The sequence below is a fragment of the Rhodococcus sp. T7 genome (assembly GCF_009872365.1).
GTDB lineage: Bacteria > Actinomycetota > Actinomycetes > Mycobacteriales > Mycobacteriaceae > Rhodococcus_F.
In genome coordinates, this window is sequence record NZ_WXYH01000010.1 from 14649 (window position 1) to 27035 (window position 12387).

Annotated in this window: 12 protein-coding genes and 1 pseudogene; 10 read left to right on the forward strand and 3 right to left on the reverse strand. The window is 64.6% G+C overall.

Annotation, left to right across the window (positions count from 1 at the left end):
* The first annotated feature begins 6 nt into the window (after window positions 1–6).
* The 3 genes from MLGJGCBP_RS01345 to MLGJGCBP_RS01355 all read left to right on the forward strand — a co-directional run bounded on the left by MLGJGCBP_RS01345 (window position 7) and on the right by MLGJGCBP_RS01355 (window position 1916).
* Window positions 7–258 (forward strand): hypothetical protein, encoded by a 252-nt coding sequence (locus MLGJGCBP_RS01345; protein ID WP_160093773.1) that lies wholly within the window; start codon window positions 7–9, stop codon window positions 256–258.
* Window positions 259–391: 133 nt separating this feature from the next.
* The gene (locus MLGJGCBP_RS01350; RefSeq protein WP_160093774.1) at window positions 392–1438 is read left to right on the forward strand and encodes a hypothetical protein; all 1047 of its coding nucleotides are present in this window, start codon (window positions 392–394) and stop codon (window positions 1436–1438) included.
* A gap of 175 nt (window positions 1439–1613) precedes the next feature.
* Window positions 1614–1916 carry a hypothetical protein gene (locus MLGJGCBP_RS01355; RefSeq protein WP_160093775.1) on the forward strand — a complete coding sequence of 101 codons (303 nt, stop codon included), beginning with the start codon at window positions 1614–1616 and terminating at the stop codon, window positions 1914–1916.
* Window positions 1917–2082: 166 nt separating this feature from the next.
* Here MLGJGCBP_RS01355 and MLGJGCBP_RS54120 read toward each other — a convergent pair.
* Window positions 2083–2257, reverse strand: a pseudogene (locus tag MLGJGCBP_RS54120) (IS6 family transposase); the annotation flags it as partial.
* A gap of 45 nt (window positions 2258–2302) precedes the next feature.
* On the opposite strand from MLGJGCBP_RS54120, the gene MLGJGCBP_RS01360 reads away from it, so the two are divergent.
* Entirely contained in the window at window positions 2303–3400 is a 1098-nt protein-coding gene (locus tag MLGJGCBP_RS01360; RefSeq protein ID WP_160093776.1) for a hypothetical protein, read from the forward strand.
* A gap of 1068 nt (window positions 3401–4468) precedes the next feature.
* Window positions 4469–5260, forward strand: coding sequence for an AfsR/SARP family transcriptional regulator (locus tag MLGJGCBP_RS01365; protein WP_160093777.1), 792 nt, complete (start codon window positions 4469–4471; stop codon window positions 5258–5260).
* Here the strand turns inward: MLGJGCBP_RS01365 and MLGJGCBP_RS01370 are convergent.
* Both MLGJGCBP_RS01370 and MLGJGCBP_RS01375 read right to left on the reverse strand, forming a co-directional pair.
* Window positions 5243–5992, reverse strand: a complete 750-nt coding sequence (locus tag MLGJGCBP_RS01370) for an AfsR/SARP family transcriptional regulator (protein ID WP_160093778.1) — start codon at window positions 5990–5992, stop codon at window positions 5243–5245. The genes MLGJGCBP_RS01365 and MLGJGCBP_RS01370 overlap by 18 nt on opposite strands.
* A gap of 339 nt (window positions 5993–6331) precedes the next feature.
* A complete protein-coding gene (locus MLGJGCBP_RS01375; protein ID WP_160093779.1) occupies window positions 6332–7567 on the reverse strand; it encodes a prolipoprotein diacylglyceryl transferase family protein in 1236 nt (411 codons plus the stop codon).
* Window positions 7568–7657: 90 nt separating this feature from the next.
* Between MLGJGCBP_RS01375 and MLGJGCBP_RS01380 the strand changes: the two genes are divergently transcribed.
* The 5 genes from MLGJGCBP_RS01380 to MLGJGCBP_RS01400 all read left to right on the forward strand — a co-directional run.
* Window positions 7658–8278 (forward strand): DUF4255 domain-containing protein, encoded by a 621-nt coding sequence (locus tag MLGJGCBP_RS01380; protein WP_160093780.1) that lies wholly within the window; start codon window positions 7658–7660, stop codon window positions 8276–8278.
* Entirely contained in the window at window positions 8275–9192 is a 918-nt protein-coding gene (locus tag MLGJGCBP_RS01385) for a hypothetical protein (protein WP_160093781.1), read from the forward strand. The genes MLGJGCBP_RS01380 and MLGJGCBP_RS01385 overlap by 4 nt, the downstream gene beginning before the upstream one ends.
* Window positions 9193–9207: 15 nt before the next feature.
* Entirely contained in the window at window positions 9208–11100 is a 1893-nt protein-coding gene (locus MLGJGCBP_RS01390) for a phage tail sheath family protein (protein ID WP_160093782.1), read from the forward strand.
* A 15-nt stretch (window positions 11101–11115) separates the two neighbouring features.
* Window positions 11116–11577, forward strand: a complete 462-nt coding sequence (locus MLGJGCBP_RS01395) for a phage tail protein (protein WP_160093783.1) — start codon at window positions 11116–11118, stop codon at window positions 11575–11577.
* Between the two features lies 1 nt (window position 11578).
* Window positions 11579–12387 (forward strand): hypothetical protein (locus tag MLGJGCBP_RS01400; RefSeq protein ID WP_236580865.1); only part of this gene is annotated, 809 nt, incomplete at its 3' end.

Genomic DNA, 12387 nt, shown 5'->3' on the forward strand with positions numbered 1-12387 from the left:
ATGGTGATGGCCAGCCCATATCAGGTGGTGCTGACGGGCAACGACCGCAAGGTGCTCGGTGGTTGGGTGCGGGCGGGGAGCACACCGCAGAGGTCGGTGCTACGGGCATTGATCGTGCTGATGTCCGCCGACGGCGACGCGAACGCCCGCCGCACACGCACCTGGCTCGCCGAACACGGGTTCTGCTTCAGCGAAGTGGATAAGCGGCGTGGGGCTGCGACACTGACGGCACCGAAAAGCGCCCACGCCGTCACTTAAGAACAACCATGGGTAGCGCAGTTGGGCGGTCGGTTGCGACGTGGGCGACCGGCCCGTCATGAGACCTTGCGGTCTGTACTGTTGAGGCGGATAGTCAGGACTGCGGAGACAATCACTTCGGAGTGGTGGGAAGATGGAAGACAATCCTCTTCAATTGCTCTATCGATCAATTGAAACTCATCGGAAGACCGCGTTCGGCCTCCTGTTCCTTGTCGGGGCAGGTTTCATAGCAGTTGGCCTGCTGGTTGCGCCCGGTTGGGGACCCGTATGGCAATCTGTTGGTGCATCGCTGATCGCATCAGCAATCGCTCTAGGTGTCACGTATATTCTTATCGATCAGTTAAAAGAACGAACTGATCGTCTCAGCAGCGGGGAGGAAAGCCGCAAGCAACTTCAAGAACTCATTGAAGACTCGCACGCCCAGTTCCATAAATTCTTCATCGAGTCCTTGCCTGTCGCGGTATTCCCGGGCTCGAGCACTCCTTCACGCACTTTTCGTGATGCATTCGTTGATGCGTTGAGGGGGTCAGCCGTCGATCACAACCGCTTCTACTACTACAAGGGTGACAGCGCGAATTTCGCGGCTTTTCGGCTCCAAAAAGGGTCCGGCCACCCGGAGTTTGAGTCTTTGCAGATCTCAATGTTTATTCTGGATCCGACCAAACGTGACGTCGTCGAGGAGTACGCCCGTCTGTATGAAGAGCGGGAGCCCAATCGCGTCCCTGACATTAGAGGGAAGGTCGCGGAGCTCACCGATGACATCTTCATATCGCTGGTTACATTCTTCGATATTCGAAAGAGCGTGCGTACGAATGTGTACTTGCATTCCGATATGCCCCTGTATCGATGCGAGTTGGTTAACAATAACATGTTTCTTGCGTACTACATCGACCACAACACATACCAGGAATCCTTGCAGTTCGATAATTCTTCGCTTGCGTACAAGGCTTATATAAGGGCTGTCACTCGCGCGCTTATTAAACCCGCGAACCGCATAGAATTTTGGGATGGGAACGGATCGGGTAGCCAGATAGACACTGAGAAGAAACTTATGGATCTACTTAAAAGATGCGGATGCGGAGTGGAACTGGACGTTCTTCGAGCTAGGAGAGCGGAGCGATTCGGATTGTACGAACAGCGGTTGCAGGCTGCGGGCATCTGTGTTGATGATCTGTTTTGATTAAGCCTGCAGGCGCCACGCGCGGTACGCCGTGCGGTCACCGGGGGATTCAGCCTTCTCTGGGCTGTACGGTCGCATGCTCACTCCTTGGCAGCAACGGCTTGATCTGCCGTGGTCCGTGCCGCGAGCGGAGCTGTTGAGAATGTGCCATCCGACGACGGAACGGAGCCTCGATGTGCTCGAAGACGCAAAGCAAACACTTCCCGCCCTTGTCCTTGCATTGTTCGGACTTCTAATTGCCGCAGTAGTCACCCTGGTGCTGTATTCGCAAGGGATGACAGACGGGAAGGACCTGACTGCCGTAACCGCGCTGTTCACCGGAATTACCGGCACCCTGGTGGGAACGTTACTCGGCGCGCACATCGGCGCGGCGGGCAAGATGAAGCTTCAGGCAGAGCGAGACTCGGCGGTGACGATGATGGAAGGGGTCATGGCCAGGCATCCCGACGAGGATCCGCGGAAGAAAGCAGAAGGGTGAAGATCACGCCGGGATCCACCTGGCGGAGCACTGCTGCCACGCCCGCTTCGGAAACGTCGCCGTGGCGCTGTCAACTTGACGGGCTCGTTGTTGGCTGGCGGCGCGCCGGAGTGTGGTGGGGCCGGTTGCCGTCCTCGCTCAGGTCAGGCTGCGGCGGAATGCCGGCGGTGCCGGTGACTTGATTCCAGATGGCGAGGCGGTCGGCCATTTCGGTGCTATCGACGGTGGCGGCCAGACGGTGTCGTCGGGGCCGGAAAGGCGGGCGAAATCTGACTGAATATGGACAGGAATCGTTGGGCTCCGCCGGGGGTGCGGAAGCGTTTCATGGCGCGTTCGCGTTGCCAGGGCACCTGACGTAGCGCAGGAATGGTTGGAGTGGAGTTGAGATGACCCATCGGTTTTGGCCATTTGATCGGCGTACGGCCTACATCTTGAGTGCCGTTCTGGTGCCCATCTGCGTGGCGGTCGTGGTGTGGCTGCATCGCTGGAACGGCAAAGACGAGACCGACGTGCCGCCCCTCGCCTTGCTGCTCGCGGTGATCGTCGGCCTAGCGCCGGTCCTACTCGTCATCCTGTCCGGCGTTGGATCGGTCGAGGCAGCCGGCGTGAAGTTGGCCTTCGCGGCCGTGCAAGAGGTCGTTACCGAACGAGGCGCGGTCGGCGCCCGAAGCCTCCTGGCGAACAACCTTGGAACTGCGCCTGGCCAGGTTCAAGACAGCTCCGGCAATACCATCATCGACTCGCTCCGGGAGGCGGTCGGTAACGATGTCGTCGTGGCAGACCTTCGCGAAGGCCAGGCCTGGTGGGAGACCCGTTTGCTCATGCTCGCCGCAGGCGCTCAACGTCTCGGGTATCCGCGCGCCATCGTCTTCACTTGCGCCACTCCTAACCGGCCGCACACGTTCATCGGCTGGGCCGCCCCGGGAGACCTGCTCCGCCGCCTGACCGAGACCGATGTTGCACTTGGGAAAGCCGTTGAGGCGGCAGAGCGCGACACATTGCTGTGGAAGTTGAGCCAGAGCAAATTCGACGGTTACAACAGGACGCTGCCCTGGGCAGCGGCGGGCAAACAGAAGGAGCCGTACCACGGCGATGGCCAGAACTTGCCGCCGCACGGTCAGCCAGCGGAGCAGAACATGATCGAGTTTCCGTGGCCATCACCGGATGCGGTCAATGCGCCTGGGGTGATGGGTTCCGACGGGTTCATCCCCGAGCGCCTGCTGTTACGCCAGCTTCAGGAAGTGGAGTCGGCAGACCTCCCTCGGTGGGTGACCGAGCGACGCGTCACCGAAATCTTCCGCTCCGTCTTGCACACCGACGCGGTGGATCGCGAAGACGGTGAAGAGCGCTGGGTCGACACGATTGTCCGCTCCACCGCTGACTTCTTTGCGGTGACATCCGGTCGCCAGTTCGTAAACCTGGTGCCGCGTCGCGCCGCGACCAATGCGGTGCTGCTCAGTGTCATCGGGCGGTCCCCCCGGTGACCGGGATCGCCTGGCAGGCGACCCCCGAAGAATGCGCTCTGCCGACTCAGTCGCGAGTGCGCAGATACCAGTGTGGGCCGAGGACGGTCCAAATTCTGGACCGAGATTCGGCAGACGACACGCGGACGCTTGAGTCATGGCTCGGTGGGTGCGTCGGTTCTGCCGTCGGAGCCGAGCAGCGCCAGAGTTTGATCGATCAGTTTGTCGGCTTCGTCCTCGACGAGATCGAGAAAAGGTCGCCCACGTCGGACAAGGCGCTATGCGCACACTGTCGGGCTTGGAGTCCTCACGCACTGCCGTCTCGCCGGCAGTTCTCGAACCACCTGTTCGAGATACATCGATTTCGCCGAGCCGTTTCCGAACCTCGATTTTTCGCCAGGAGTTTAGAGGGACTAATCACCGGTGACATCGACGATACGGAAGGCGAAAATGGAAACAGACCAGTCGTGATTTGTCGGCCTGCCACACATGACTTTGTCTTCAGGCGGCTGGTCAGCGTTCTAGATCGAGGCAACAGAGTCTTCGCCGGACAACACCCCGGCATGCGCACGCTTTGTCTTGCGCTGGCATTAGCAGCGTAGGTCCAGCGATACGACTGTGGGTATGGGTGTGAGCGGCATGCAAGGGAGTAAGTGGTCCAGTACTCGTGACCTCGACTTCTCAGGACAACAGGTGATTACTCAAGACCCGCGAGGAGAAGAACCAAATGCCTTGGGTCAGTAGTGTCCTCGATTGTGAAAGCAGCGCCTTCCGGCGACGAAGAAATCCACATGGTGGTGGGCGAACCCCGTTCGAAACATCCAAGGTGCGCGCGAGTTCTTCATCCACTGTGGGTGTCGAAGTGAGGTTGCAACTGGACCTTTCACCAGAACGGGCCGCTGTTGTAATCCTCGACGAAGGTGGTTGGCGCTCTCGGGGTTCCCCGAAACCACTCGTCCGAGGTGTCGAACCGTTCGTCAGGCCCACACGACGCGTTGAGGACCGTCTACATGCTGACCGGCAGTTACCCGCTGACGCCTCCTCCATGCCATCTACGAGTCGGCTGGAATCTGAAAGGGACGCAGAGTAGTGACGGGCCTGAGATCAGCAGAAGACAGTACCGATGCCATGGCATTTCTCCGCCCGCCGCAAGTCCGCCTGGGCCTTCTCGGCGGCTTCGAGCTCGTCGTCGACGGCGCGCAAGTCGATGTGGCTTGGAGCGCTCAACGGGTCGTCGCCTACCTCGCTTTAGGCGGCCGCTCCCAGCCGAGGATTACAGTCGCGTCTGCACTGTGGCTCGACGTCACCGAGGAACGGGCGGCAGCGAACCTGCGCAACGCCCTGTGGAAGTTCCGTGCGACCAGGGAGCGGGTTATCACGACCCAAACCAAGAAGCTTGGTCTCGCAGCGCACGTCACCGTCGATGTCACACGCGTTGTGGAAGAAGCCCGCAAGCTTCTCGACCCCGGCGGCTCTGCCGGTGACAGCTCCGAGTGTGCGGTCGGCGCGACCATCCTCGACGTGCTCTCGCGCGACTTGTTGCCGGATTGGGAGGACGACTGGATCCTCTTCAAGCGCGAATGGCTGCGCCAGCTTCGGATCCATGCCATCGAGGCCCTCGCCACTCAGCTACGACTCAGTGGTCGCTATGCTGAAGCTGTCGAGGCGGGTCTTTCGGCAGTGTCCGCTGATCCCTTGCGCGAGAGCGCGCAGCGTGCGCTCATCGAGGCGCACCTCGCCGAGGGCAACGTCGCCGACGCTCGACGTCAGTTTGTGATTTTCCGCCGGCTCCTCCGGGACGACCTCGGTGTCTTGCCGTCGCACGCGCTCAGCCAGCTCGTCGGATTCACCTCAGCAGACGATCTACACTCCCGTGGCTGACATCGCCGCTCGCCGTTGTCGGACGAGCGCCTCGAGCTCCGGTGACGGGGTCAGGCCGGGGTCGAGGGCGATCCTTTCTCGGTAGCCGTCGAGCATGCGCCTAGCGTCTCCCGCGTTCCCCTCGGCGAGGTGCGCCTCGATGAGTAACCGGTGCGCGCTCTCCCGTAACGGATCAATCGAAATCGCCGTGAGCGACAAGTCGATCGCAGTCGAGAGGTCGAGCGCGGCCAAAGCATTCCGCGCTCGCGACTCGAGCGCATGCAGGGTCAACTGCCGTAGCCGCTCGCGTTCGATCGTCAGCCAGTCGTCATACCAATCTGGTAAGAGGTCCGCTAGCAGCGACTGGAACATGAGAGGACTGCCTAGCTGGTCGAGTGCAAGCTCCTCGACCCCGTGTCGTGCGTCGACCCACACATGGTCGGCCAGGCGAAGTCGTGTCGAGGTGGCGACCAGGACCTCGACGGGCAGCCGATGGAGCCGCCACAAAGCTGAACGAAGGCTGGCCCGGGCGCGTTCCTCGGAGTTATCCGGCCAGAGCTGGAGCGCTGCGAACTCCCGCTCGACCCCGCGAGGCATGAGCGCCACGAACGCCAACAGGCGCTGAAGGACCGGCTGAAGGACAATCGGCGCACCACCGTCGAAACTTAGCTCGAAGCCGCCTATCAGGTGAAGTCGTACGTTGCGCATCCTTTTCCTCCGATATTCGCCGTCGTTGGAAAGAGTGCGCCGCAACCCGGCACCTTCTCGTCACGCAGGACGTCTCTCGCGCGTCGCGGCACCGTCGTCAAGGCGACGGATGTGCTCCTCGGACATTGCCGCGCTCGTCGCGTGCGGGAGGATCGTCGCAGGCGAAGGCCCGGATCTCCGACTCGACGGCGTGGACGATTGCCTCGATGCCGACCGCCAAAATGCCATCCTGGGTCGCCTCGGTTAGTAGCCGCCCCCGTATGAGCGGGTCATGGGGCTCGCCCCAAAGCCGCAGCACGAGGATGGTATCGCGTGTTCGACTGTCCACCGGTCAAAGGGACTGCGGCGCTGTCAAGCCATCGTCACCGTCCCTGCACCGGGAGGTCACGATGCTGTGGCGCCGTCGTGGCTCGCGGCTCCCGACGAACTGGGGCGAGCGAAGTAGTCGGTGTCCTGATCGTCGATGCGGTTCGGCATCGCGCCGCGCCGTCCTTGCGTGGTCACAGCGACGGGTGGCGCGGAGTCGGTGTGTGCAAGTGCAGAACTGTCGGTCTGCAGCGCGAGGTGGGTGATTCCCGAACGCTCGATCACCGCGTCTGGGCGGAGAGCGACACCGACCGGGAACGTGGGCCGCTCGGGGTGTGACAGCGATACGTGCAACCCCTCGCCGGAGCGGGTGACGGCGACGGTCATGCCACGAGATGTGTGAACGGCGTGCGGGTCGGTCATCGGTGCGCGCGGTCCGAGCGTCGTTATGACCTCCCACACCTCGTCGAGATGCTCGGGCGCAACGAGCGGGTTTCTGCCGCGCAGGACCGTCAGACTGATCCCCGCGAGTGCGGCGACTGCCAGCGCGACACCACCGGCGACCAGGGCGCGACCCGCAGGCTCAGGTTCGAGCCACCACTCAGCCGCGACGACGGCGGCCACGACCTGGGCTGCACACATCACCCGAGGGACCGAGAGACCGACGACGGTGGGGCGTCTGTCGCCACGCAGCGCTTCGCAGCCGAAGCGGAGCACCGCATAGGCCACAAGGAACCACACGGTGGGCCTTCCGGCTGGCCCGCCGACCAGCGCAAGCCCGACCAGTCCGATAACTGTCAGCCCGGCAGCCTCGAACAGTTGAACGGGCAGGAGCCGCCGACCGGTCAGGCGAGGTGGCAGCCCATACTCGGGCCCGTAGACGATCCCGGTTCTGGCCAGCACGCCGTGGCAGCAACCTGCGGCCGCGCAGCCCAGGCGGCCGCAAGCCAGGAACGCGCACAGTGCCACCGCCATGGCGTCCAGTCCGGCCACAATTGGGCCGCCCGCTAACCAGAGGAATCCGACGGCGGCGCCGAACGCAACCCAGACGTACTCGAAGAGCACGAGAGTTTCCCGCCCGGTCACGGCTCGGCGCAGCAGACCCCACGCGAAGAACGACAGACCGGCGACTGCCGACATTCCGAGCGCGGTCGCGAGCGAGACTCCGTTCAGCAGCGATACCAGGACTGCGGCCGTGAGAGCGAACTGGAACCCGATAACCCCGAATGAACGGAAGACGGGCAGACGTCGGTGCCCAACGTCGACCGTGAGACGTGGAATGCGATCGAACCAGCCGTTGAGGTCCACGGCCACACGGTTCCTGGCGCCCGTCACGTCGATGTCACCGTCTGAGCGGTATCGGCGGTGACGCGGTGGTGACGGTGTGCTCCGACAGTCGTACTCGTGGCGAACTCCACCTCGATTGCGGCGGTTGCGCTGAGCCTTCAGGAGCTGCTGAATCGCTCCTTCGCGGACCTCGACGCGCTCGACGCCAACGCGTTCCGGGCACTGCCCACCGCGCGCATCGTTCGCACCGAGGACTTCGGCCAGGTCGGGATCTCACCGAACAGTGTCATCACGCTTCCGTCGCTATCCATGTTCTGCTACCGGGTGGACATCAACCACACCATGCGAGCGCCGTGGTCGGCGGTCGCGCACCACGAGCAGACCATCCACCTCCCGCTCGACGCGCACTTCCTGCTGACGCCGTTCGACACCGATGCCGAAGCGGAGCTGCGCATCCTGGGCGCCACGATGCAGTGCCTCGAGCGGCACCCGATCGTGTCAGGCCCCCGGCTGCACCCTTCGGGCGGATGGGACGCGCGGGACGCCATCCAAGTGATCAACGAAGATCTGGTCACCGAGGACGTGCTGCGCACCTTCGACACCCTGCCGACCGATTTCCGCCTCAGCGTCTCCTACGTCGCACGGGTCACCCGCATCGACGCCCCGGACGAACCCGACCATCCAGACGTCGTCACCGCTGTCCGCGGGCTTGTCCCCTCACCGGTGCCGGTGCCATGAACGTCTACACGCCGGACCGCTACGACGAAAGCGTCGTCCACCTCGCGCTCGGCGTGGAGTTGCGCGACGCCATCTCGGGCCGGCGCCTCGGCGCGGGCGCGGACGTGCGGATGGAGCGATTCCCCCGCCCGGTAGGCAAGTGGCGCCCGTGGCGCCTCGGCGAAACCCTGACGGCGGTCCTGCCGCGGATGCACCGCCATCACACCGGACGATTCGTGTCCCGTTATGACGAGGGCCTACCGACGACCGTCGACCTGCGGGTGGTCGACGACGACAACGTCGGCGCGACCCGCATTGCCGGACTCGGCCGGCGGATCGTCCCGCGCCGGGTCCGCATCACCATCGCGGACGAGGCCGACGTGCTCGCCGCCGAGGCCGACCCGACAAAACCGCCGCATCCGCTGTTCCGACGCAGCGTGCCGCTGTGGTGCATGCCAGGCTCGGCCGCCGACCTCCCGTCACGCGCCACCGTGATGCGGGGACGGATCGTGCGACTCGACGCTGGCAGCGGTGCGCTCGTTCCGGTCCGCTGGGCCCGGGTCCGGGCGCAGAATGCGACAGGCGACGACGTCGGCTGGGCCCACGGCGACGATCGAGGGGAGTTCGCCCTCGTCGTGGAGCAGTCCGCCAACGACATCGTCGTGCCGGCCGACCCCGTGCCCATCTCGCTGACGATCGGAGCGACGCTCCCAGCCCCAACTCCCGATCCCGCCGACCCGCTGCGGGCATCAGTCGACCCACTCTGGGATCTCCCGCTCGAGACTGTCGTCACCTCGCCCACCCCCGAGGTCGAGGCTTCGTTGACAGGCCGCCGCTTCCTTCCTGGTCAAGCGCAGCTGTCACCTCTCAACCCACCGCAACCAGTCGACCTCCCGCACGGGCGAGAGACGTCGGTTGTCATCCGCATCGCCTGAACGAGGAGCAGAGCCATGCCCGAATACCTTGCCCCCGGCGTCTACGTGGAAGAGGTGAGCTTTCGCTCCAAGTCGATCGAAGGTGTGCCGACAAGCACGACCGGCTTTGCCGGAATGACCCGGTGGGGACCCGTCCAATACACCGACAACGGTCGGCCGGGACCGTCGACGAACGAGCCCCGCCTGATAACCAGTTTTACCGAGTTCGAACGGGTCTACGGCGGCTTGGCGCAGCTGACGGTCGACCGCGGCGACGGCCAGCCGACCAGCGAGTGCTACCTCGCCCACGCGGCCCGGGCGTTCTTCCTCAACGGTGGAAAGCGACTGTACGTCGCCCGTGTCTTCGTTCCGACCGAACCCGGCGGCGGTGCACCGGCCGACTGGGGCATCGCCCGGCTGAGCCTGCCGTTCGGCGCAGCCGACAACGCGACCTGGCGCGGCCGGTGGCCCGGCGCCTACGGCAACGTGCTGCTCACGGTGCGGCCAATCCGAAAAAACAACGTCGCGTTCGACCATGGCGTGTTCGGTACCCAGGCCCGCGGCCTGACACATGGCGCGGTGGTGGAGGTCACCGCACCCGGTGGTACCCCGCCCGGACCGAACGCGGACCCGGTCGGCGGTGACCTGGCGGTCGTCGAGGTTGACCCCAGCACCGTCGACCTCAACGGCCTCGCCCGCCAGCAGTTCCTCGACGCGAATGGTGCCGCCGTCGCCGTGGCCGCCGGATCGACGATCACGGAGGTGGCGTTGCGGGTCACCGTCCAGGCAGGTGAAGACCGCATCGACGTGTGCGACGAACTGGCGACCCATCCGGCGCAACGGAGATGGATCGCGAAAATCATGCAGAGCGACGACCCCGAAGACGAGGACGCCGTCCTGTTGCTCGACACAGACGCTCCCGATGAACTTGGTCGGGCCATCGCACTGCTGCTCGCGCTCATGACGGACCCGGAAGGTGTACGTCTTGCCGGCGGGAAAGATGGCGAGTTGACCCAGCCGGACGACCTGCTGGGCGATGACGCCGACCCCGACGATCCGCGGCGGAAGGCGACGGGGCTGCGGGCGCTCGGCGAGATCGACGACATAGCGATCGTCGCCGTTCCCGACGGCGGCACCTACGACGACGAGCTGCTCTGCCAACAGGCCGCTGAGCGCCTGATCGCGCACGCCGAGCTCGAGCGCTATCGGATCGCCGTTGTTGATGCCCCCCGCGCCAGCTCGATGAACGAGGTGAGGGCCTTTCGCGGGAAATTCGACTCGACCCGCGCGGCGATGTATCACCCCTGGATCGAGGTGCTCGACCCGCTGGAGCGTGCCGCGCAGGGCGCACCGCCGCGGCGGCTGCTGCTGCCGCCGTCCGGGTTCGTCACCGGCATCTACGCCCGCAACGACATCACCCGCGGCGTGTACAAGGCCCCGGCGAACGAGGTTGTCCGCGGGCTCACCAAGTTCGAAGCGAACATCAATACCGCACGCAACGACGTGCTGAACCCGGAGGGCATCAATGCCCTGCGATTCTTCGAGGGCCGAGGCAACCGGGTGTGGGGAGCCCGCACCATGACATCGGATCCCGAATGGAAGTACGTGAACGTCCGGCGCCTGTTCATCTACTTGGAACACTCCATCGACGAGGCCATGCAGTGGGCCGTGTTCGAACCGAACAACGAGCGGCTCTGGCGCAACATCCGCCAGATGGTGGAGGACTTCCTCTATGTGCAGTGGCTCAACGGCGCCCTCCTCGGGGCAAAGCCGGAGGAGGCCTTCTTCGTCCGTTGCGACCGCACGACCATGACCCAGAACGACCTGGACAACGGGCGGCTGATCTGCCTCATCGGGGTGGCACCGACGAAGCCGGCCGAGTACGTGATCTTCCGGATCGGCCAGTTCACCGCCGATTCCCGGATCTGATCGGAGGGATGACCGATGCCAACTCAGCGCGACAACCCGTATGGAGCGTTCAGCTTTCTCGTGTCCCTCGGCGGTGACCAGGGCACCGGCGACGAAGGTCAGATCGTCGGCGGCTTCAGTGACGTCAGCGGCCTAGGCTTCGAGGTGCAGTACGCCGACTACCGCAACGGCAACGAAAAGGTGAACACCATCCGGAAGGTGCAGAACACGTTCAAAGTGGAGGACGTCGTTCTCAAGCGCGGCCTCATCGGCTCGGCTGACCTGTTCACCTGGCTGAAGAACGTCCGCGCCGGTGACATCGACCCGCGAATTGTCACCATCACTCTTCTCGACGAGGCGCGCAACGCCGTCAGCACCTGGAAGCTACAGGAGGCCCAGCCCAAGAAGTGGACCGGTCCCACCCTCGCCGCGAAGGGCGGAACCGAGGTCGCGATGGAGGAGCTCACCCTCAACTACCGGGAAATCGAGTACAGCTGACATGACGCTGGGCCGGGCTCTCCGTGGACTCGGCGCCCCGGGGATCTTCCTGGCGCCGCCCGAACCGGTGCGCTCGATCACCGGCGTGCGCAGAGACATCACCGCGCTCCTCGGCGTGGCACCGCGCGGACCGGCGTGGCTGCCGGTGGACACGCTCGAACCCGACACCGACGTTGCCGCCTGGCTGGCGACGACGCGGCGCCGCCGGTCGATCGCGGTGCCGGTGACCAGCTGGGACGAGTATCGCCACCACTTCGGCGGGTTCGAAGGTCCAGGACGCCTGCCATATGCGGTGTCGAGTTTCTTCGCCGCAGGCGGCGAGCGCGCCTATGTGATACGGATCGTGCACGCTCACGGCGACCGGTTCGCCGACGCTCGCGGGCGGGCGAGCGGCCGGTTCGAAGAGTTGACCACGACCGGCGGCGCGCCGGTCGAACTGTTCGCCCGCACCGAAGGCGGCTGGGGCAATGGCCTGCGGGCCACGCTCCGGTTCACTGCCCGGCCCGTGTCGTTCGAGGTGTCCGGCCCGCGGCGCCTGGTGGTCGACCTCCGGGAGTGGATTCCTGGCGGTTCGCTGCTACGCCTGCGACTGACCGGCGACATCAGCGAACTCCGCTACGTCCACACGTCGATGGAGGAACCCGACCCCACCGGCCCGGGCCGGTGCAGGGTGCTCACCCTGGACACTCCGGTGGCCATATTCCCGGACCGGGTCGAGGTGGTCACCGCCTCGCTGGAGGTCGTCGATGGCGATCGCGTATTCGCTCGCCGCGAGCTGATCGACGGGATCGGGCTGCGTGCGGACCACCC

Bases quoted from the DNA above. Each gene is read 5' to 3' on its own strand.
- MLGJGCBP_RS01345 (WP_160093773.1), top strand. From the start codon at position 7: ATGGCCAGCCCATATCAGGTGGTGCTGACGGGCAACGACCGCAAGGTG.
- MLGJGCBP_RS01350 (WP_160093774.1), top strand. From the start codon at position 392: ATGGAAGACAATCCTCTTCAATTGCTCTATCGATCAATTGAAACTCAT.
- MLGJGCBP_RS01360 (WP_160093776.1), top strand. From the start codon at position 2,303: ATGACCCATCGGTTTTGGCCATTTGATCGGCGTACGGCCTACATCTTG.
- MLGJGCBP_RS01385 (WP_160093781.1), top strand. From the start codon at position 8,275: ATGAACGTCTACACGCCGGACCGCTACGACGAAAGCGTCGTCCACCTC.
- MLGJGCBP_RS01390 (WP_160093782.1), top strand. From the start codon at position 9,208: ATGCCCGAATACCTTGCCCCCGGCGTCTACGTGGAAGAGGTGAGCTTT.
- MLGJGCBP_RS01395 (WP_160093783.1), top strand. From the start codon at position 11,116: ATGCCAACTCAGCGCGACAACCCGTATGGAGCGTTCAGCTTTCTCGTG.